The sequence below is a fragment of the Thioalkalivibrio sp. ALJ21 genome, assembly GCF_000378605.1.
Lineage (GTDB): Bacteria > Pseudomonadota > Gammaproteobacteria > Ectothiorhodospirales > Ectothiorhodospiraceae > Thioalkalivibrio.
In genome coordinates, this window is the sequence record NZ_KB905156.1 from 635,119 (window position 1) to 655,139 (window position 20,021).

Consider the following 20,021-nt stretch of genomic DNA (forward strand, 5'->3'; position numbering starts at 1 on the left):
CCGGGATCAGACGTCTACGTTCTCCGCGCTCAAAGCTCGGGTCTCGATGAAGTCTCGGCGCGGTTCGACCTGATCCCCCATCAGGGTAGTGAAGATCTCATCCGCCCGGATCGCATCCTCTACCCGTACCTGCAGCAGGCGACGGGTTTCGGGGTTCATCGTCGTTTCCCAGAGCTGATCCGGATTCATCTCGCCCAGGCCCTTGTAGCGCTGGGTGGCCAGACCCCGGCGGCCCTCCTGGAGCAGCCATTCCATCGCCTCGGAAAAGCCCTGGATGCGATGGACGCGTTCGCCACGCTTGATGTAGGCACCAGACTCCAGCAGGGCATTGAGACGGGCCGAGAGGTCCAGGATGGTCTGGAAATCGCGCGAGGCCAACGTATCGTCGGTGATGTATTGCGAGAGCGCCGCACCATGCTCAAGACGATCCAGGCTCAGCTGGGCATGCCCGTCGACATTGGTGACCGGACCCAGGCTGTAGCGGGTGGCACCGGCGCGATCACTGGAGATGGATTCCAGGATGCGCGAGAACCAGGCCTGAACGTCAGGGTTGGTAACACTGCGTGGCTCGGGAATCGCATCGGCCTCGAGCATGGCCCAGAGGATGCGCGAGTCGTACAGACGGCCCAGTCGCTCAACCGCACGGGCGGCCTTCTGGTAGCCCTTCACCAGCTCCTCGAAGGCCTCGCCCGTGACGGGCGGGGCGTCGGGACCCGGATGCAGCGCGGCGCCGTCCAGGGCAAGCGAGACCACGATTTCGCCCATCTCGGCCTCGTCACGGACATACTGCTCGCGCTTGCCACGCTTGATCTTGTACAGCGGCGGCTGGGCGATGTAGACATGGCCACGCTCGATCAGTTCGGGCATCTGACGGAAGAAGAAGGTCAGCAGCAGGGTGCGGATGTGTGATCCGTCCACATCCGCGTCAGTCATGATGATGATGCGGTGGTAGCGCAGCTTGTCCGGATCGTATTCGTCTTTCCCGATCCCGCAACCCAGCGCAGTAATCAGGGTACCGACCTCGGCGGAGCCGAGCATGCGATCAAAACGGGCACGCTCGACGTTAAGGATCTTTCCCTTCAACGGCAGGATCGCCTGGAAATGGCGGTCCCGTCCCTGTTTGGCAGAGCCACCCGCGGAGTCGCCCTCCACCAGATAAAGCTCTGAATGGGCCGGGTCCTTTTCCTGGCAATCGGCCAGTTTGCCCGGCAAGCCGGCGATATCCAGCGCACCCTTGCGGCGCGTCACCTCGCGCGCCTTGCGCGCGGCCTCGCGGGCTCGCGCCGCTTCGAGGACCTTGTCTGTGATCGCCTTGGCCTCGGGCGGATTCTCCAGCAGGAAGTTGGTCAGCGCATCGGACAAGACACTCTCGACGATCGGCTTGACCTCGGAGGAGACCAACTTGTCCTTGGTCTGGGACGAGAACTTCGGGTCCGGGACCTTGACCGAGAGCACGGCCGTCAGGCCTTCACGCATGTCGTCGCCGGCGGTGGCGACCTTGGCCTTCTTGATCAGCCCCTCTTTCTCCAGGTACTGATTGACCGTGCGGGTGAGCGCCGCGCGGAAGCCGGCCATGTGGGTGCCGCCATCGCGCTGCGGGATGTTGTTGGTGTAGCAGAAGATGTTCTCCTGATAGGAGTCATTCCACTGCAGCGCAACCTCGACGACGTAATCATCCTCGCGGGTCTGGTTCGCGTAGATCACAGTGGGATGCAGCGCCGTCTTCTTCTGGTTCAGGTGCTCGACAAACGCGCGAATCCCGCCTTCGAACAGGAAGGTCTCTTCGCGATTGTCCCGCTGATCGCGCAGGGTGATCCGGACCCCGGAGTTCAGGAACGAGAGTTCACGCAGGCGCTTCGCGAGGATCTCGTAGTGAAATTCGATGTCCGTGAAGATCTCGTCACTGGGTCGGAACCAGATCCTGGTGCCAGTTCGATCGGTGGGCCCTGCGACCGCCAGAGGGGCGTCGGGCACACCGAGATGATAGACCTGCTCGTGGCGTTCGCCGGCTCGATGGATCTCCAGTCGAAGCTCTTCGGACAGGGCATTCACGACCGACACCCCAACGCCGTGGAGCCCGCCGGATACCTTGTAGGAGTTGTTATCGAACTTACCGCCGGCGTGAAGGACCGTCAGGATCACCTCCGCAGCGGACTTGCCTTCTTCTTCGTGGATATCCACCGGGATACCGCGCCCGTTATCCGAGACGGAGACCGCGTTGTCTTCGTGGATCGTAACCTCGATGGTGTCGCAGTGGCCGGCAAGGGCCTCGTCAATCGAGTTATCGACGACCTCGAACACCATGTGGTGGAGGCCGGTCCCGTCATCGGTATCCCCGATGTACATGCCAGGGCGCTTGCGCACGGCGTCCAGGCCCTTGAGGACACGGATCTGGGAAGAATCGTAGGTTTCGGGATCAAGCGGTTCAGATTCGGACATGGATTACGGCATCCGGCGGGTAGCAGACACTGCAGTATAACGTAAAGCCGAGGGCTGGGGCGTGGCTCAGTCCGGGGTCACTACACCATGTTCCACGTGAAACAATCGCGTGGTTCGCCCACCTTCCAACCCCGGAATATGTGGCTCGACAGTGGTGACCAGCACCTGCCATCCGAACTCCAGAAGGCCGCTCATCAGCCCCTCCACCGCAGCGACATCGAGCTCCGAGACCACATCATCCAGTAGCACCACCGGCGCCCTGCCCGCCTCGCGTTCCAGCATTCTGGCCTGCCCTCCGGTCAACGCCGTGATCAGTCGTTTTTGTTCACCCCGCGACGCCTCCGCCGCGACCCGGCCGTCAAAGCGGAGATCGATGTCAGCGCGCTGCGGCCCGACCTGTCCGAAACCGCGTTCTTCGTCCGAATCCCGACTGCGTGCGATCGCTTCCGAAAGCGAACGATCCCGGTCCCAGCCCACACGAAGGTGCACCTGGAAGTCCCCCAGGCGCTGCGAAAACCCGAAGACGCGGGCTGCCTCCGAAGTATTGATTTCCCAGCGATCGATATAGGCCTGCCGGGCCTGCGTGATGTTCTCACCGGCGTCGACCAGTGGTCGTTCAAACTCACGGGCCGCCCGACGATCACCCTTGCGCAACGCGGCGTTACGTTGTTCGTGGGCCCGCCTCCATTGTTGCCAGTGCCATCGATACCCTCGCACCGAATGAAAACAACCCCAATCGAGCAAACGCCGCCGTTCCTCTGGTGACCCCGTGAGCAGGTCAAAGGAACCCGCATGCAGTACCCGCACCGGCAGCCATTCCGCGACACTGGCATGCCCTTCCATCCAGCGCCCGTCAAGTCGCGAGCGCCGAGTGCCTTCCCAGCTCACGCCCAGGCGATGTTCGCCGCCATGGAGGTCGCGCACCCGTCCCCCGATCCAAAGACCTTTCTCACCCGATCGAACGACTCGGCGAAGCTGGGGTGTCCTGAACGATCGTCCTGCGGCAAGCACATGGCACGCCTCCAGCACCGAGGTCTTGCCTGCGCCGTTTGGCCCCACAAGCCGATTGATCCCCTTGCCCGGCTCGAACGTCTGCTCCGAGAGATTGCGCACCCCTCGCCACCACAGGGCTTCCAGCACAGTGCCTGTCCGCCCGGTCGCGACTACAGGCGCATCGGCATCACGACGTAACGAGCCCCACCGGGCGGCTCGGCCTGCACCAGGATCGAGGAGTTTCCGTCCCGCAGCCCGATTCGAACCTGATCGGTTTCGATCGCATTAAGCACATCGACCAGGTAACCGAGGTTGAATCCGATTTCCATCGGCGGCCCCTGATACTCGGCCTCGACCGACTCCTGGGCCTCTTCACGATCGGCGTTGTGAGTCATCACCTGACAACCCTGATCACCAAGCGTCATCCGCACGCCACGATACTTGTCCGACGCGACGATGGACACGCGTGCCAAAGCCTGCTTGAGTCGCTCACGCTCTACCGTGAGCGTTGCCGGCAGATCCGCCGGAATTACGCGCTCGTAATCGGGGAACCGCCCCTCGATCACCTTGCTCCGCAACACCGCATTCCCCAGATCGAACAGCACCTGATCTTCACTGAACCCGACGCGCACCGGTACATCGTCATCCGACAGGTTCCGGCGCAGCTCTGCGATGGTCTTGCGCGGCACGATCTTCTCGATCCGTCCATCAATCGCCTGGTCGAGTTCGGCCTCGGCCAGTGCCAGCCGGTGCCCGTCGGTTGCGACCGCCCTGAGGCTGTGACCGCTGGCCACCAGCAACAGGCCCTGAAGGTAATAGCGGACATCCTGCTGCGCCATCGAGAACATCGTCGCCTCGAGCAACCGGCGCAGGCGGTTCTGCGGGATATCCAGGGTCCACTCCGAGCTCTTGCTCTCCCAATCGGGGAAATCCGCCCCCGGCAACGTGGCCAGGCTGAAGCGCGACCCGGCGAACCCCACGGACATCCGTTCCCCGTCAACTGTTGCCCGGATCTCGCTGTCTTCCGGTGCCGCCTTCACTACATCCAGCAGCTTGCGTACCGATACCGTCACGTCGCACTCGCCCGGAATGGTTCCCGCCGCCTCGCCTTGCCAGGCAAGTTCCAGGTCGGTGGTATCCATGCGAATGCCGCCCCGTTCGTCTGGCCGCAAGCGCACGTTGCCGAGGATCGGCATCGTCAAACGTTTCTCGGCCGCCCCGACAATCCGTTGCAGGGCGTCAGTCATCGCTTCGCGCTGGAAAGAGAGTTCCATGGCGGTGTCCTGTAATTGGGTTTAAGTAATTTAAAACTGATGATAATAAGGTCCGCGTCTCCCTGTGCGGAAAACCTTTAACAGATTGATTAGTAACCGTTTTTTAGCCCGAAATAGGCTTTCAAACCTCTGTATCGCCTGTGTCTATCCTGTGGATGAAATCAGGCGCCAAAAAATCGCGCTCAGTACGCACGACTTCCCCCCATCTTATCCACAGCTTGCTCCGTCGACCTCCCGGGGTGTCGGGCAGCCTTAGCTGCTCAGCGTCCGCAGCAGGTTCGCATAGTCTTCATCCAGGCTCGCATCCGCCTCGCGCAGCTCGACAATCTTGCGACAGGCATGGATGACCGTTGTATGGTCGCGCCCGCCGAAGGCCTGCCCGATCTCCGGCAGGCTGTGCTGCGTCAGTTCCTTCGCGAGTGCCATCGCCATCTGGCGCGGTCGCGCCACCGAGCGACTGCGTCGCGTGGAGAGCAGATCGGCGACCTTGATGCGGTAATAGTCGGCCACGGTCTTCTGGATGTTTTCCAGCGTGATCAGCTTGTTCTGAACGGCGAGCAGATCGCGCAGCGCCTCTTTGGCAAAGTCCAGGGTGATCGGCTTGCCGGTGAAATGCGCGTTCGCGATGACTCGGCGAAGTGACCCCTCCAGCTCCCGGATGTTGGACCGGATGCGCTTGCCCATGAAAAAGGCGACTTCGGTCGGCAGCTCGATACCGGCCTGTTCCGCCTTGCGTTGCAGGATCGCCACGCGCGTCTCCAGTTCCGGAGGTTCGATGGCGATGGTCAGGCCCCAGCCGAACCGCGACTTCAGCCGCTCCTCAAGCCCCTCGACCTCCTTCGGATAGCGATCCGAGGTCAGGATGATCTGCTGCTGGCCTTCAAGTAACGCATTGAATGTGTGGAAAAATTCTTCCTGCGAGCGTTCCTTGTTGGCAAAGAACTGGATGTCGTCGATCAGGAGGGCATCGGCCGTACGATAGTGCTGCTTGAAGTCGTCGATCGCGTTGTGCTGCAGCGCCTTGATCATGTCGGCGACGAAGCGCTCGGAGTGCAGGTAGATGATCCGGCCTTCCGGCAGTCGGCTCAGGATGCTGTTGCCGATTGCGTGCATCAGATGGGTTTTGCCCAGGCCCACGCCGCCATAGATAAACAGCGGGTTGTAGGCCACGCCCGGGTTCTCGGCGACCTGCAGACTGGCAGCACGCGCCAGTTGATTCGATTTACCCTCGACGAAGGTGTCGAAGGTGAAGGCCGGGTTCAGGTTACTGACCGGCCCCTTGGGGACCGCCGCTCGCCGAGGTGTCGCGCTGGCGGGAGCACGAGCGGGTGCCACACCCTCCGGCTCCGCGGAGGTCCACTCCGTGCCCCCGATCCCCAGGCGAACGCGTTGGCCATCCGTTTCTTCGGAGCCGGGGCGCAGTTCGCTGACGGCCTCTTCGATGGAGCTCAGGAGATGGTCGCGGACATGCTCGAAGACAAACTGGTTGGGTGCCAGCAGGCGCAGGGCCCCAGCTTCCTCCTCGGCATGCAGGGGTCGCAGCCAGGTGTTTAGCTGCTGCTCACTCACACGACCCTGCAGGCGATCCAGACAGGCTGTCCACAGGGTATTGGCAGTCACACGCGGGTCTCCGGGATCACGAGGGTTCGGGGGCCTCCGAGTCTACGCCGATGGTAACCCCGCGCGCTAGCCGAGTCTCGCCCGCTGATTGACTTCGCGCACGGTTGACGGTAGTTTTCTCCGCCCTTTATCCCATTGTCCGAGATTCGTCATGAAGCGCACCTTTCAACCGAGTCGGCTTGTCCGCGCCCGTACCCACGGCTTCCGTGCCCGCATGGCCACCCGTGGCGGCCGCAAAGTCCTGAACGCCCGTCGCGCCAAAGGCCGCAAGCGTCTCTGCCCGACCAACTGATCGCGCTGTCCGGCTGGCCATCATGACCGCCGGGGCGCAGGGCTTCCCGCGCCAGGCGCGCTTGCTGGTCGGCGCTGATTACCAGCGCGTCTTTGCCGACGCGCGACCGATCCGTGGCCGCCATTTGACACTGCTGTATCGCGCACGCGAGGGCGGCGACGAGCCCCGGCTGGGACTCGCGATCGGCAAGCGCAATGTCCGCAACGCCACGGATCGCAACCGGATCAAGCGCATCGCGCGCGAGGCTTTCCGCCAACGCCGCGCGGCGCTGCCACCTGTGGACCTGATTGTCCTGGCCCGCGCCGGTGCGGGCGCCTGTGACCGACGGGCCCTGCGCTCGGAGATGGAAACGCTGCTGGATCGCCTGCAATGACGCTTGTACGCAAGATTGCCCTGTTGCCGGTTCGGGCCTATCAATACGGCATCTCCCCGTTCATGGCGCCGCATTGCCGGCATTACCCGACGTGCTCGGCCTACACCGTCGAGGCGGTGGAAAAACACGGCGTCGCACGCGGCTTCTGGCTCGGGCTCCGGCGCATCCTGCGTTGCCACCCGTGGTCCCCAGGGGGCTATGACCCTGTGCCGGAACCCCATCTGTCCGCCCATTCGCATCGTTCCCGGAAATAGTCGCGCTCATGGATAACTTGCGTCCCCTTTTGTGGCTCAGCCTGGCCTTTGTCCTGTTCCTGATGTGGCAGGCCTGGAACCAGGACTACGGCACTCCCGCCCAGCCGGAAACGGCCGAGCAGGAGGCGGAGGACCCCGATGCCCGCCCGGAGGACGTCCCCGATGCGCCGCAGTTCGAGGACGAGGACGATCCGCGTGCCGCCGCCGAGGACGTCTCCGAGATCAGCCCGATCCAGGAGCCGGATCGTCGCCAGTTCACCGTCCGTACCGACAAGCACGAGCTGCTGATCGACACCCGTGGCGGCACCATACTGCGCGCGGATCTGCTCCAGTATCCGCGCGATCTGCAGGACGACCCGCTGGTTCCGGTTCGCCTTTTCGACCACCGCGTGCGCGGCTACGTGGCCCAGAGTGGTCTGACGCACGACCGCGTCAACGACCGCGCGATGGAGGGGCGGGCCCCCTCGCACCACGCCAACTTCGAGGTTGATGGCGACCACTTCGAGATGGCCGAGGGCGACGATACCCTCGAGGTGCCGATGCGCTGGGTCTCGGACGATGGCGAGATCGAGGTCATCAAGACCTATACCTTTACCCGCGGGACTCACCTGATCGAGGTGGGTTACGAGGTCCGCAACCAGGGCGATTCCACCTGGAGCGGGCGCCAGTATCGACAGCTGCGCCACGGACCGACCCCGGATCGCGAGTCCTGGTGGTTGTACACGTTCACCGGGGCCGCGTATTTCGACGGCAGTTACCAGCGTGAGCGTTTCGAGTCGCTGGCCGACGACCCCATCCAGCAACGCCTGCATGGCGGCTGGGTGGCGATGATCCAGCACTATTTCGTCTCTGCCTGGGTCCCGGGTGAGGACGAGGTGAATGCGCTGTATGCCCGAGCCGTGCCTGGCGAGGTTGGCGAGGAATACTTGATCGGCCTGCACTCGGCCGAGCCCCTGACCGTGCGCCCGGGCGAGAGTGGGCAGCTTCAGACCCGCCTGTGGGTTGGGCCGAAGCTGCAGGACGAGCTCTCCCAGATCGCCCAGGGCCTGGAACTGACCGTCGACTACGGGATGTTCACCTTCCTGGCCAAGCCGCTGTTCTGGCTGCTGGATCTGATCCACAGCGTCGTCGGCAACTGGGGCTGGTCGATCGTGCTTCTGACCATCCTGATCAAGCTCGCGTTCTTCAAGCTGTCGGCCACCAGCTATCGCTCCATGGCGCGCATGCGCAAGGTCGCGCCCAAGCTGCAGGCACTGAAGGAGCGCTACAAGGACGACAAGCAGCGCATGAACCAGGCGCTGATGGAGCTGTACAAGAAGGAGAAGATCAACCCGCTGGGTGGCTGTCTACCGATCCTCGTACAGATCCCGGTGTTCATCGCCCTGTACTGGGTGCTGCTGGAGAGTGTGGAACTGCGCCAGGCGCCCTGGTGGCTGTGGATCCAGGATCTGTCCTCGCGTGATCCGTACTTCATCCTGCCAATCCTGATGGGCGTGTCGATGTTCGTGCAGTACAAGCTGAACCCGCCGCCGATGGACCCGGTGCAGCAGAAGATCTTCATGGCGCTGCCGTTCGTGTTCACCGTGTTCTTCGCCTTCTTCCCGGCGGGCCTGGTGCTGTACTGGTTCACCAACAACCTGTTCTCTATCGCCCAGCAGTGGTACATCACGCGCAAGATCGAGGGCGGCGAGGACCCGGACAAGCAGAAGAGCTGATCGGGCCGTGACCGTGACGGATACCATCGTCGCGGTCGCCACCCCGCCGGGGGTCGGCGGCATTGGCGTGGTCCGCCTGTCGGGCCCCCAGTCGCTGGCGATCGCGCGGCGCCTGACCGGGCGCGAGGGCCTGCGACCCCGCCATGCCCACTACGGCCGCCTCATTGATCCGGCCAGCGGCGAGGCGATCGACGATGGCCTGATCCTCTATTTCCCCGCCCCTCATTCCTACACCGGTGAGGACGTGGTCGAGCTGCAGGGCCACGGCAGTCCGGTGCTGCTGGAGGCGCTCGTCGCGGCATCAGTCGATCTCGGCGCCCGCCGCGCGCGGCCGGGCGAATTCACCGAACAGGCCTTTCTGAATGGCCGCCTCGACCTCGCGCAGGCGGAGGCCGTCGCCGACCTGATCCATGCCCAGACGGCCGAGGCCGCGCGCCTGGCCCGCTCCAGCCTCGACGGGGCGCTGGCCGCGGAGCTGGAGCCGGTCTCCCGGGCCATCCGCGATATGCGCGTGATCATCGAGGCCGAGATCGATTTCGGCGAGACCGACCTCGAATCCGAGGCCGCCCCGGACATCGCCCGGCGGGCGGAGGATCTGCACACGACCATCCTTGCGCTGCTGGAGCGCCTGCGCCCGGCCCGCTACTTTGCCCAGGGCCTGCGTCTGGCCCTGGTGGGGGCCCCGAATGTCGGCAAGTCCAGCCTGATGAACCGCCTGGCCGAGAGCGAGGTGGCCATCGTCACCGACCGACCCGGGACCACCCGCGACGTGCTGCGCTCGCCGATCGCCATCCACGGCATCCCGGTCGAGCTGATCGACACCGCCGGGCTGCATGCCAGCGACGACCCGGTCGAGCGGATCGGCATGGAGCGTGCCCGCGAGGCTGCCACCGGGGCGGACCTGATCCTGGATCTGCGCGACCTCACGCGCCCCGAGGCCAAGCCGGATCTGGAGGCCCCGCCCGAGATCCCGCGGCTCACGGTCTGGAACAAGCAGGACTGCGTTGGACAGGATTCCCTTCCAGGCGAGGGGATCTCCATCTCGGCACGCACGGGTTCGGGCATTGATGAGCTCAAGCAGGCGATCGTCGAGCGCCTCGGTGCCGGCGAGGGCGGGCAGCAGCGCTTCAGCGTGCGGGCGCGCCATCTCGATGGCCTGCGCCTGGCAGCGCTGCATCTGGGGCGTATCGAGGCCTGCGCCGCGCCCGACCTGATCGCCGAGGAACTGCGGCTGGCCGAGGCCGCACTGGATGCCCTGCTGGGTCGCCAGGACCACGAGGCCCTGCTCGGCGAGATCTTCGCCGGTTTCTGCATCGGCAAGTGATGGCGTACGGAAACACTGATCCATGTATACGCTCGCGTTGGTACCCCAGGATTCCGCGATCCCCATGCGGCCGCTTCGATGCCGCCCCCACTCCTGCTAAACTGCTGATTTTACGTTTTCGGGCCGCCCGGCGGTCGGGTTTCAAGAGGTCATGGCAGAAGAATTCGATGTCATCGTGATTGGCGGCGGACACGCCGGCACCGAGGCCGCACTGGCCGCGGCGCGCGCGGGTGCGCGCACGCTGCTGTTGACCCACAACATCGAGACCATCGGTCAGATGAGCTGCAATCCGGCGATTGGTGGCATCGGCAAGGGCCACCTGGTCAAGGAGATCGATGCCCTGGGGGGCGTGATGGCGCGTGCGGCGGATGCCGCCGGCATACATTTCCGCATCCTCAATCGGCGCAAGGGCCCGGCGGTGCGCGCGACACGCGCCCAGTCCGACCGGCAGCTCTACCGCCAGGCCATTCGCCAGTTCGTGGAGGCCGAACCGAATCTGCAGATCTTCCAGCAGCCGGTGGCCGACATCACCATGGAGGGCGATCGCGTGACCGGTGTGGTCACCGAGGCGGGCCTTGCGTTCCAGGCCCGCGCCGTCGTGCTGACGGTGGGGACCTTCCTCAACGGCCAGATGCACACCGGGCTGACCCAGCAGCCGGGCGGCCGCGCGGGCGATCCGCCGAGCGTGCGCCTGGCCGCGCGGCTGCGCGAGATGGCCTTTGCGGTCGGGCGCCTGAAGACCGGCACCCCGCCGCGCATCGACGGGCGCAGCGTCGACTTCTCGCGGCTCGAGGTGCAGCCGGGCGATGACCCGCGACCGGTCTTCTCGTTCACCGGCTCGACCGACGACCACCCGGCCCAGCGCCCCTGTCATATCGCGCGCACGAGCGAAAAGACCCATGACCTGATCCGGGCGAACCTCGATCAGGCGCCGATGTATTCCGGCCAGATCGACAGCACCGGACCGCGGTACTGCCCCTCGATCGAGGACAAGGTCGTGCGCTTTGCCGACAAGACCAGCCACCAGGTCTTCGTCGAGCCGGAGGGGCTGACCACCCACGAGCTCTACCCGAACGGCATCTCCACCTCCCTGCCCTATGCGATCCAGGTGCCGCTGGTGCAGAGCATCGAGGGCTTCGAGCACGCCCGCATTACCCGTCCGGGCTACGCGATCGAGTACGACTACTTCGACCCGCGTGGCCTGCGCCCGTCGCTGGCTACGCGGGAGGTGGCCAACCTGTTCTTCGCCGGGCAGATCAACGGCACCACCGGATATGAAGAGGCCGCCGCCCAGGGCCTGGTCGCCGGGCTCAATGCCGCCCGCCTGACCCGGGACGCCGAACCCTGGATCCCGCAGCGTTCCGAGGCCTATATCGGCGTGCTGATCGACGACCTGGTCACCCGCGGCACGCAGGAGCCCTACCGTATGTTCACCTCGCGCGCCGAGTACCGGCTGCTGCTGCGCGAGGACAACGCCGACCTGCGCCTGACCCCGGTCGGCCGCGAGTACGGCCTGGTCGAGGATGAACGCTGGGCACGGTTCGAGCGCCGCGCCGCCGCGATCGAGTCGGAGATGAGCCGCCTGGCACAGACGCGACCGGACCGCGATCAGCGCAGTCGCCCGGCCCTGGCCGAGCTCCTCGGCAAGGGCCCGGAACCGGATGCCACGCTGCTCGATCTGCTGCGCCGGCCGGAGGCCGACTATGACGCTCTGATGCAGGCACTCCCGGAACTGGACGCGAGCTGCACGCCGGACGTGCGCGAGCAGGCCGAGATCCAGGCCAAATACGCCGGGTACATCGAGCGCCAGCAAACCGAAGTCGCGCGCCAGGCGAAGGCCGAGCAGACGGCACTGCCGGATAACCTCGACTACGCGCGGGTACATGGCCTGTCCAACGAGATCCGCCAGAAGCTCGCCGAATTCCGTCCGCATACGCTGGGCCAGGCCCAGCGTATCCCGGGCGTGACCCCGGCTGCGCTTTCGGCCCTGGCCGTACACCTGAAACAACGCGCCAGTGGCGAGTAACGACTGGCGTGCGGCGCTGGGCGCCGTGGCCGACGAGTGGGCGCTGGATGGCGCGGCCATCGAGGCCCTGGCGATCTATCTGGAGCAGCTCGGGCGCTGGAATCGGGTGCACAACCTGACCGCTGTGCGCGATCCCGCCCAGTGGATTCCCCGCCACATCCTCGACAGCCTGACCCTGCGCCCGTATCTTCACGGGGACCGCATCCTGGATGTCGGGACCGGCGCGGGCCTGCCGGGCTTCGTGCTGGCCGCCTGCGAGCGCGAGCGCGATTTCTGCCTGCTGGACAGCGCCGCCAAGCGCATCCGCTTCCTGCGCAACGTGATCGGGCTGGCCGGGCTGGCCCGGGTCGAGGCCGTGCATATGCGGATCGAGGATTTCCGACCCGCCGCGCCCTACACCACGGTGCTGGCGCGGGCCTTCAAGGCCCCGGCGGACATGGTCGCGCGCGTCGCACCGCAGGTGGCCACGGGCGGGCGGGTGCTGGCCATGCTCGGGCAGCGCTCGGTGGCGGACGCGCCGCTGCCCACCCCGTGGTCGTACCGGAGTGTGGACCCGGTTACCATTCCCGGCGAGACCGCCGAGCGGCACATCGCCATTATCGAGAGAGCCGAGACGTGACCGATACGCTGGCCATCACCAATCAGAAGGGCGGGGTGGGCAAGACCACCACCTGCGTGAATCTCGCCGCCTCGCTCGCCCGGCTGGGCAAGCGCGTGCTGGTCGTGGACCTCGACCCGCAGGGCAATGCCACCACCGGGTCGGGCGTCGACAAGCACGCCGACGACCCGACCTCCTGCGAGGTGCTGCTGGGCCAGGCGACGGTACCGGAGGCCGCCCACCGCGTGGAGGGCGGTTTCGATCTGGTACCGGCGAACGGGGACCTGACCGTGGCCGAGGTGCGCCTGATGGATCAGGAGCGACGCGAATATCGGCTGCGCGACGCCCTGGCCCCGGTGGCTGGCGACTACGATCACATCCTGATCGACTGCCCGCCCTCGCTGAACCTGTTGACGGTCAACGGGCTGGTGGCCGCCGACGGGGTCGTGATCCCGATGCAGTGCGAGTACTACGCACTCGAGGGCCTGACCGCGCTGATGCGCACGATCGAGAGTATCCAGAAGGGCCCGAACCCGCAGCTGCGCATCGCGGGGCTGCTGCGCACCATGTTCGATCCGCGCAACCGCCTGTCCGGTGACGTCTCCGACCAGCTCACCGGGCATTTCGGCGAACGCGTGTTCCGGACTGTGATCCCGCGCAACATCCGTCTGGCCGAGGCCCCCAGCTTTGGCCAGCCGGCCTTGTTGTATGATGCCTCCTCACGCGGGGCGGTGGCCTACCTCGCGCTGGCCGGCGAGATGCTGCGCCGCTGATCGCGCCCAGGGAAACACTGATTAATGCACACGCTCGCGTTGGCACCCCAGGTTTTCCGAGACAAGGCGCGTCGTGCAGCGGGTAGTGGTTCTACCCGCAAGCGGCGCAACGCAGAATCGGGGAACCTGGGGTGCCAACCCCGAAGGGGCTCGGCCGCTTTTGCGCGCGCACGGCGTTGCGGTTCCCTTGTGCAGAATGCTGCACGGCAGTCACCGCGCCTTGTTCGCACGCAAAAGCGACTCGAGCGCGAGCGCGTGCATTAATCAGTGTTTCCCTAGACGAGCAGGACTGAAACGATGGCAAAACGTGGACTGGGCCGCGGGCTCGATGCCCTCCTGTCGGGGGCACAAAGCGGCGGCGACGAGAGCGACTCCCTGGCGCAGCTGCCGATCGAACAGATCCGCCGCGGTCAGTATCAGCCGCGCGTGCACATGTCCGAGCCCGCGCTCGCGGAGCTGGCCGAATCGATCCGCGCCCAGGGCATTGTCCAGCCGGTCGTCGTGCGGCGAGTCGAGGGTGGCTTCGAACTGATTGCCGGCGAGCGCCGCTGGCGCGCCGCCCAGATCGCGGGACTGGAGAGTGTGCCCGCCGTGGTCCGCGACATCCCGGACCAGGCCGCGGCCGCGATGTCGCTGATCGAGAACATCCAGCGCGAGGACCTGAACCCGCTGGAAGAGGCCCAGGCCATCCGGCGCCTGATCGACGAATTCGAGATGACCCACCAGGCGGCCGCCGACGCGGTCGGCCGTTCGCGCACCTCCGTCACCAACCTGCTGCGTCTGCTGGAGTTGCACGACGTAGTCAAGGAACACGTGAACGAGGGCCGGCTGGAGATGGGCCATGCCCGCTCGCTGCTCGCCCTGCCGCTGGACGATCAGCCCGGGGTGGCCGCGACGGTCGTCAAGCGCGACATGACCGTACGTGCCACTGAGCAACTGGTGAAGAAGGTCCTCTCGGCGCAACCGGAACCGCGCAAGGAGGCCGGCCCCTCGCCCGAGGTCCGGCAACTCGAAAGCCGCCTTTCCGACCGCCTCGGTGCCCCCGTTCAGGTCCGCTACAACCGCCAGGGCAAGGGCCGGCTGGTCATCGAATACAACAGCCTCGACGAGCTCGACGGCATCCTCGAACACATCCAGTAAACCACCCCTCCGCCTCTCCCAAAGCCTCTCGCCAGCACGCTTTCGACACCCCATAACGGTTTGACCTAATAGAAGGGTGCTCTTATAATGCGCGCACTTTTTGGGAGAGGGGTGGGTGTGCCCATCCGCTGAATGACACCGCGACGCTTCAGACACGCCCTGCAATCGATCGGTCTGCAGCTCGCCCTGACGCTGATACTGTCGGGCCTACTACTGGCCCTGTTCCCCCCGATCGTGGCGATCTCGGCCATGGTCGGCGGCTTGACCGCGACCCTCGGCAACGCCGTGGCCGCGGTCGTTGTGTTTCGAGCCTACCGCTCCGATCAGGTGGGCTCGCTCACGGCGCGCATGATGGGCGCCGAGCTGGGACGACTCGTAATCATCGCGGTGGCATTCGGGGTGGCGTTCGCTTACCTGGACGAGCCGAACTTGCTGGCTTTGTTCGGCATCTTCCTCCTGGTGCATCTGGCCCCGCTCTGGTGGCTGCACCGGGTTTCTGATCAAGCAATGACGAGATAACTGCATGGCTTCAGAAAGCGAACTGCCCACGATGGAAGAGCATATTGCTCACCATCTCACGAACCTCACCTTTGGGCTCCACCCCGAGAATGGGTTGAGCTTCGCCACCACCAGCACCCAGGCCGCGGAAATGGGCTTCTGGGCGATCCACGTCGACTCCATGCTGTGGTCGATTGGTCTTGGTCTCCTGTTTATCCTCACGTTTCGCGCCGCCGCCAAGAAAGTCACCGCCGGTGTCCCGGGTGGCTGGCAGAACTTCGTCGAGATGGTCATGGACTTCGTCAACGACAATGTCCGTGGCTCGTTCAAGCACAAGAACGACATGGTCGCGCCACTCGCGCTGACCATCTTTGTCTGGATCTTCCTGCTCAACCTGATGGACCTGGTGCCGGTGGACCTGCTGCCGCACATCGCCTATCTGCTGGGCATCCCCTACTTCAAGATCGTGCCGACCACGGACATCAACGTGACCGCGGGTCTGGCGCTGGGCGTGTTCGTCCTGATCATCTACTACTCGCTGAAGATCAAGGGCCCGGTGGGCTTTATCAAGGAACTGACGGGCATCCCGTTCCAGACCAACATCGTGTTCCTGAAGCCGATCTTCTGGGTGATCAACTTCGCGCTGGAGTTCATCAACCTGCTGGCCAAGCCCGCATCGCTCGCCCTGCGACTGTTCGGCAACCTGTACGCGGCCGAGATGATCTTCATCCTGATCGGCGTCATGTACTCCGCGGGCCTGATCCTGGGTCTGGCCGGTGGTGTGCTGCATGTCGGCTGGGCGATCTTCCACATCCTCGTGGTGCCGCTGCAGGCGTTCATCTTCATGGTGCTGACCGTCGTCTATCTGGACATGGCGTACAGCGAAGACCACTGATTCGATTCACCTTCAAACTGACCGTTTCAACACTCGACTGGAGATACAAAAATGGAAATGGCTAACGCTCTGATCGTCCTGGCTGGCTCTCTGCTTCTGGGTCTGGCCGCTGTCGGCGCCGCCATCGGCGTGGGTACCCTGGGTGGTCGCTTCCTGGAAGGCGCCGCGCGTCAGCCGGAACTGATCCCGATGCTGCGTACTCAGTTCTTTATCGTGATGGGTCTGACCGACGCCGTGCCGATGATTGGCGTGGGTATCGGCCTGTACGTTCTGTTCGCCCTGGGTTAACAAGGCTGAGCGAGTCCCGAGGTCCCCTCCACTCGTCAACCTGAGGTAGCAGGATGAATATCAATCTGACCATCATCGGCCAGCTCCTGGCGTTTGCCGTATTCGTGTGGTTCACGATGCGCTACGTTTGGCCGCCCATGTCCGCCGCCCTGGAAGAGCGCCGCAAGAAGATTGCGGACGGCCTGGCCGCCGCCGAGCGTGGCGAAAAGGAACAGGAGCTCGCCCAGGAGCGCGCGACCGCGGTGATCAAGGAGGCCAAGCAGCAGGCCAACGAGATCATGGCCTCTGCGCAGAAGCGTGCGACGGAGCTGGTCGAGGAAAGCAAGACCACCGCGCGCGAGGAAGGCGAGCGTATCAAGGAACAGGCGCACTCCGAGATTGAGCAGGAGATCAACCGTGCGAAGGAAGAGCTGCGCAAGCAGGTCTCCCAGCTGGCGGTTGCCGGTGCCGAGCAGATCCTGGCCAAGGAGATCGATGCCAAGGCCCACGGCGATCTGCTGAAGAAGCTCGCGGCCAAGCTCTAAGGAGACGTTATGTCAGACCTGATTTCGGTCGCCCGACCCTACGCCCGCGCGGCATTCGAGCGGGCCCAGGAGAAAAACGATCTCGCTGGCTGGGCCGAGCAGCTCGAGTTGCTGGCGGCGATCGCCACCGACTCGCAGATGCACAGTCTCCTCTCCAACCCGCGGCTCCCGCGTGCCGATCGCGCGCAGCTCGTGCTGGACGTGGCCGGCGACAAGGTCGGCCCCGAGGCCGGCAACCTGGTGCGGCTGCTGGCCGAAAACGGCCGCCTGCCCGCGCTGCCCGCCGTATACGACGCGTTCTCCGCGATGAAGGCCGAGGCCGAAAAGCGCGTGCACGCCGACGTGGTTGCCTTCCGCAAGCTCACGCAGGCGCAGGAGAAAGAGATCCACGACGCCCTGGTCAAGGGCCTGGGCTGCGAAGTCGATCTCGAGTGTTCGGTCGACAGCTCCCTGCTCGGGGGGGCCATCATCCGCGCCGGCGACCTGGTAATCGACGGCTCCGTGCGAGGCCAGCTGAACCGCCTGGCTGCCAATTTGAGTCGCTAAGAGGATATTTAACATGCAACTGAATCCCTCCGAGATCAGTGATCTGATCAAACAGCGCATCGAGAAATTCGATGCCTCCTCCGAGGCCTCCACCGAGGGCACCGTGGTCAGCCTGACCGACGGCATCGCTCGCGTGCACGGCCTCGGTGATGTCATGCAGGGCGAAATGATCGAGTTCCCCGGCGACACCTTCGGCATGGCGCTCAACCTCGAGCGCGACTCTGTCGGCGTCGTGATCCTGGGTGACTACAAGCACATCAAGGAAGGCGATACCGCGAAGTGCACCGGCCGCATCCTGGAAGTGCCGGTCGGCGAGGGCCTGCTGGGCCGCGTGGTCGATTCCCTCGGCCGCCCGATCGACGGCAAGGGTCCGGTGGACACTGGCGTCACCAGTCCGATCGAGAAGATTGCTCCCGGTGTTATTGACCGCCAGTCGGTTGATCAGCCGCTGCAGTCCGGCATCAAGGCGATTGACGCGATGGTCCCGGTCGGTCGCGGCCAGCGCGAACTGATCATCGGAGACCGCCAGACCGGCAAGACCGCGGTGGCCATCGACGCGATCATCAACCAGAAGGACTCCGGCGTTAAGTGTATCTACGTCGCCGTGGGTCAGAAGGCCTCGTCGGTCGCCTCCGTGGTGGCCAAGCTGGAAGAGGCCGGCGCGATGGAGAACACCATCATCGTCGCCGCCAACGCCTCCGAGTCGGCCGCGATGCAGTTCATCGCCCCGTACGCCGGCTGCGCGATGGGCGAGTACTTCCGCGATCGCGGCGAAGACGCCCTGATCGTCTACGACGACCTGACCAAGCAGGCCTGGGCCTATCGTCAGGTGTCGCTGCTGCTGCGTCGTCCGCCGGGCCGTGAAGCCTACCCGGGTGACGTCTTCTACCTGCACTCGCGTCTGCTGGAGCGCGCCTCGCGCGTGAACGCCGACTACGTCGAGCAGATGACCAACGGTGAAGTGAAGGGCCAGACCGGCTCGCTGACCGCGCTGCCGATCATCGAGACCCAGGCAGGTGACGTCTCGGCGTTCGTGCCGACCAACGTCATCTCGATCACCGACGGCCAGATCTTCCTCGAGACCGACCTGTTCAACTCGGGCATCCGCCCGGCGATCAACGCCGGTCTGTCCGTGTCCCGAGTCGGTGGTGCCGCGCAGACCAAGATCATCAAGAAGCTGGGTGGTGGCGTGCGTCTGGCGCTGGCGCAGTACCGCGAGCTGGCCGCGTTCTCGCAGTTCGCCTCCGATCTCGACGAGCTGACCCGCAAGCAGCTGGACCGCGGCAAGCGCGTGACCGAGCTGATGAAGCAGGGCCAGTACCAGCCGATGTCCATCGGCGAGATGGCATTCTCGCTGTACGCCGCCAACGAGGGCTACCTCGATGACGTCGAGGCGGACAAGGTCGTGAGCTTCGAAAAGGAACTGATCGCCTACGCGCGTTCCTCGCAGAAGGAGCTCCTGGACGAAATCAACAGCTCTGGCGACTACAACGACTCCATCCAGGAAAAGCTGAAGAAGGCCCTGGAAGAGTTCAAGGCCAAGCACAGCTGGTAACGGGAGCACGCAATGGCGGGCACTAAGGAGATCCGGACGCAGATCAAGAGTATCCAGAATACTCAGAAGATCACCAAGGCCATGGAGATGGTCGCCGCGTCCAAGATGCGCAAGGCCCAGGACCGCATGGAAGAGTCCCGGCCCTACGCCCAGAAGATCCACGACGTGATCGGTCACGTCGCGATGGCCAATGCGGAGTACAAGCATCCGTTCATGGTCGAGCGTGAAGTGAAGCGTGTGGCGCTGATCATCGTCTCGACCGATCGCGGCCTCTGCGGCGGGTTGAATACCAACCTGTTCAAGAAGGCCGTCGGCGAGATGCGGCGCTACCGTGACGAAGGCGTCGAGGTGGACCTGTGCGTCGTCGGCAACAAGGCGCTGCAGTTCTTCAAGCGCCTGGGTGGCAACATCGTGGCCGAGGCGCGCGATCTGGGCGATCGCCCGCACATCACGGACCTGATCGGTTCCATCAAGGTGGTGCTGGACAACTTCCGCGACGGCAAGGTCGACCGCGTCGTGCTGCTGGAGAACAAATTCGTCAACACGATGACCCAGCAGCCGGAGGCGACCCAGCTCCTGCCGACCGCGCCGAGCAAGGACGAGTCCCTGAAGCATCACTGGGACTACATCTACGAGCCCGATACGGTTCCGGTGATGGATACCCTGCTCGAGCGCTATGTCGAGTCGCTGATCTACCAGGCAGTGGTCGAGAACGTGGCCTGCGAAATGGCCGCGCGCATGGTCGCGATGAAGTCGGCCTCCGACAACGCCGGCACGATGATCAAGGACCTGCAGCTCGTCTACAACAAGGCGCGCCAGGCCGCGATCACCCAGGAGATCTCCGAGATCGTCAGCGGCGCGGCTGCGGTCTAGCGCCCGCCGGCACGAATCGAT

General features: G+C 64.7%; 20 protein-coding genes. 16 read left to right on the forward strand and 4 right to left on the reverse strand.

Going from position 1 to position 20,021, the window contains the following annotated elements:
* Nucleotides 1–6: 6 nt before the first annotated feature.
* The 4 genes from gyrB to dnaA form a co-directional block, all read right to left on the reverse strand.
* A complete protein-coding gene (gyrB, locus tag F579_RS0109090) occupies nt 7–2,439 on the reverse strand; it encodes a DNA topoisomerase (ATP-hydrolyzing) subunit B (RefSeq protein ID WP_019023497.1) in 2,433 nt (810 codons plus the stop codon).
* Between the two features lie 66 nt (nt 2,440–2,505).
* Nucleotides 2,506–3,579, reverse strand: a complete 1,074-nt coding sequence (locus F579_RS0109095; RefSeq protein ID WP_081616917.1) for a DNA replication/repair protein RecF — start codon at nt 3,577–3,579, stop codon at nt 2,506–2,508.
* Nucleotides 3,580–3,602: 23 nt separating this feature from the next.
* Complete coding sequence (gene dnaN / locus F579_RS0109105) at nt 3,603–4,706, reverse strand: DNA polymerase III subunit beta (RefSeq protein WP_019023494.1); 1,104 nt, start codon at nt 4,704–4,706, stop codon at nt 3,603–3,605.
* A gap of 252 nt (nt 4,707–4,958) precedes the next feature.
* Entirely contained in the window at nt 4,959–6,326 is a 1,368-nt protein-coding gene (dnaA, locus tag F579_RS0109110; protein ID WP_019023493.1) for a chromosomal replication initiator protein DnaA, read from the reverse strand.
* Between the two features lie 151 nt (nt 6,327–6,477).
* On the opposite strand from dnaA, the gene rpmH reads away from it, so the two are divergent.
* The 16 genes from rpmH (at nt 6,478) to atpG (ending at nt 20,000) form a co-directional block, all read left to right on the forward strand.
* Entirely contained in the window at nt 6,478–6,618 is a 141-nt protein-coding gene (rpmH, locus tag F579_RS15115; protein WP_012983964.1) for a 50S ribosomal protein L34, read from the forward strand.
* A gap of 22 nt (nt 6,619–6,640) precedes the next feature.
* Nucleotides 6,641–6,991: a ribonuclease P protein component gene (rnpA, locus tag F579_RS0109120; protein WP_019023492.1), complete on the forward strand. Its 351-nt coding sequence runs from the start codon at nt 6,641–6,643 to the stop codon at nt 6,989–6,991.
* Nucleotides 6,988–7,245, forward strand: a complete 258-nt coding sequence (yidD, locus tag F579_RS15120) for a membrane protein insertion efficiency factor YidD (RefSeq protein WP_018649133.1) — start codon at nt 6,988–6,990, stop codon at nt 7,243–7,245. Before rnpA ends, yidD begins: the two co-directional genes overlap by 4 nt.
* 8 nt (nt 7,246–7,253) lie before the next feature.
* Nucleotides 7,254–8,960, forward strand: a complete 1,707-nt coding sequence (gene yidC, locus F579_RS0109125) for a membrane protein insertase YidC (protein WP_038029685.1) — start codon at nt 7,254–7,256, stop codon at nt 8,958–8,960.
* 7 nt (nt 8,961–8,967) lie between these two features.
* On the forward strand, nt 8,968–10,284 hold the full coding sequence (gene mnmE / locus F579_RS0109130) for a tRNA uridine-5-carboxymethylaminomethyl(34) synthesis GTPase MnmE (RefSeq protein ID WP_019025610.1): 1,317 nt from the start codon (nt 8,968–8,970) through the stop codon (nt 10,282–10,284).
* Between the two features lie 151 nt (nt 10,285–10,435).
* The gene (mnmG, locus tag F579_RS0109135; RefSeq protein WP_019023489.1) at nt 10,436–12,310 is read left to right on the forward strand and encodes a tRNA uridine-5-carboxymethylaminomethyl(34) synthesis enzyme MnmG; all 1,875 of its coding nucleotides are present in this window, start codon (nt 10,436–10,438) and stop codon (nt 12,308–12,310) included.
* Complete coding sequence (gene rsmG / locus F579_RS0109140) at nt 12,300–12,929, forward strand: 16S rRNA (guanine(527)-N(7))-methyltransferase RsmG (RefSeq protein ID WP_019023488.1); 630 nt, start codon at nt 12,300–12,302, stop codon at nt 12,927–12,929. Before mnmG ends, rsmG begins: the two co-directional genes overlap by 11 nt.
* Nucleotides 12,926–13,681, forward strand: a complete 756-nt coding sequence (locus F579_RS0109145; protein WP_012983957.1) for a ParA family protein — start codon at nt 12,926–12,928, stop codon at nt 13,679–13,681. The genes rsmG and F579_RS0109145 overlap by 4 nt, the downstream gene beginning before the upstream one ends.
* Nucleotides 13,682–13,978: 297 nt before the next feature.
* Nucleotides 13,979–14,821, forward strand: coding sequence for a ParB/RepB/Spo0J family partition protein (locus tag F579_RS0109150; protein ID WP_018861070.1), 843 nt, complete (start codon nt 13,979–13,981; stop codon nt 14,819–14,821).
* Between the two features lie 132 nt (nt 14,822–14,953).
* Nucleotides 14,954–15,340, forward strand: coding sequence for an ATP synthase subunit I (locus F579_RS0109155; RefSeq protein WP_012983955.1), 387 nt, complete (start codon nt 14,954–14,956; stop codon nt 15,338–15,340).
* A 31-nt stretch (nt 15,341–15,371) separates the two neighbouring features.
* Complete coding sequence (gene atpB, locus F579_RS0109160; RefSeq protein WP_017925556.1) at nt 15,372–16,214, forward strand: F0F1 ATP synthase subunit A; 843 nt, start codon at nt 15,372–15,374, stop codon at nt 16,212–16,214.
* Between the two features lie 51 nt (nt 16,215–16,265).
* Nucleotides 16,266–16,502, forward strand: coding sequence for a F0F1 ATP synthase subunit C (gene atpE / locus F579_RS0109165; protein WP_012983953.1), 237 nt, complete (start codon nt 16,266–16,268; stop codon nt 16,500–16,502).
* Between the two features lie 53 nt (nt 16,503–16,555).
* Nucleotides 16,556–17,026: a F0F1 ATP synthase subunit B gene (locus tag F579_RS0109170; RefSeq protein ID WP_012983952.1), complete on the forward strand. Its 471-nt coding sequence runs from the start codon at nt 16,556–16,558 to the stop codon at nt 17,024–17,026.
* A 9-nt stretch (nt 17,027–17,035) separates the two neighbouring features.
* Nucleotides 17,036–17,572, forward strand: coding sequence for a F0F1 ATP synthase subunit delta (locus F579_RS0109175; RefSeq protein WP_019023487.1), 537 nt, complete (start codon nt 17,036–17,038; stop codon nt 17,570–17,572).
* 13 nt (nt 17,573–17,585) lie between these two features.
* Complete coding sequence (gene atpA / locus F579_RS0109180) at nt 17,586–19,127, forward strand: F0F1 ATP synthase subunit alpha (RefSeq protein ID WP_019023486.1); 1,542 nt, start codon at nt 17,586–17,588, stop codon at nt 19,125–19,127.
* Nucleotides 19,128–19,139: 12 nt separating this feature from the next.
* Nucleotides 19,140–20,000 (forward strand): F0F1 ATP synthase subunit gamma, encoded by an 861-nt coding sequence (gene atpG, locus F579_RS0109185; RefSeq protein ID WP_017925553.1) that lies wholly within the window; start codon nt 19,140–19,142, stop codon nt 19,998–20,000.
* Nucleotides 20,001–20,021 lie beyond the last annotated feature (21 nt).

What these genes read in the sequence shown, in the direction of transcription:
- F579_RS0109170 (WP_012983952.1), top strand. Translation starts at nt 16,556, where the DNA reads ATGAATATCAATCTGACCATCATCGGCCAGCTCCTGGCGTTTGCCGTA.
- mnmG (WP_019023489.1), top strand. Translation starts at nt 10,436, where the DNA reads ATGGCAGAAGAATTCGATGTCATCGTGATTGGCGGCGGACACGCCGGC.
- dnaN (WP_019023494.1), bottom strand. Translation starts at nt 4,706, where the DNA reads ATGGAACTCTCTTTCCAGCGCGAAGCGATGACTGACGCCCTGCAACGG.
- yidD (WP_018649133.1), top strand. Translation starts at nt 6,988, where the DNA reads ATGACGCTTGTACGCAAGATTGCCCTGTTGCCGGTTCGGGCCTATCAA.
- yidC (WP_038029685.1), top strand. Translation starts at nt 7,254, where the DNA reads ATGGATAACTTGCGTCCCCTTTTGTGGCTCAGCCTGGCCTTTGTCCTG.
- rnpA (WP_019023492.1), top strand. Translation starts at nt 6,641, where the DNA reads ATGACCGCCGGGGCGCAGGGCTTCCCGCGCCAGGCGCGCTTGCTGGTC.
- atpB (WP_017925556.1), top strand. Translation starts at nt 15,372, where the DNA reads ATGGAAGAGCATATTGCTCACCATCTCACGAACCTCACCTTTGGGCTC.
- atpG (WP_017925553.1), top strand. Translation starts at nt 19,140, where the DNA reads ATGGCGGGCACTAAGGAGATCCGGACGCAGATCAAGAGTATCCAGAAT.
- F579_RS0109150 (WP_018861070.1), top strand. Translation starts at nt 13,979, where the DNA reads ATGGCAAAACGTGGACTGGGCCGCGGGCTCGATGCCCTCCTGTCGGGG.
- F579_RS0109175 (WP_019023487.1), top strand. Translation starts at nt 17,036, where the DNA reads ATGTCAGACCTGATTTCGGTCGCCCGACCCTACGCCCGCGCGGCATTC.
- F579_RS0109155 (WP_012983955.1), top strand. Translation starts at nt 14,954, where the DNA reads ATGACACCGCGACGCTTCAGACACGCCCTGCAATCGATCGGTCTGCAG.
- atpA (WP_019023486.1), top strand. Translation starts at nt 17,586, where the DNA reads ATGCAACTGAATCCCTCCGAGATCAGTGATCTGATCAAACAGCGCATC.
- atpE (WP_012983953.1), top strand. Translation starts at nt 16,266, where the DNA reads ATGGAAATGGCTAACGCTCTGATCGTCCTGGCTGGCTCTCTGCTTCTG.
- rpmH (WP_012983964.1), top strand. Translation starts at nt 6,478, where the DNA reads ATGAAGCGCACCTTTCAACCGAGTCGGCTTGTCCGCGCCCGTACCCAC.
- gyrB (WP_019023497.1), bottom strand. Translation starts at nt 2,439, where the DNA reads ATGTCCGAATCTGAACCGCTTGATCCCGAAACCTACGATTCTTCCCAG.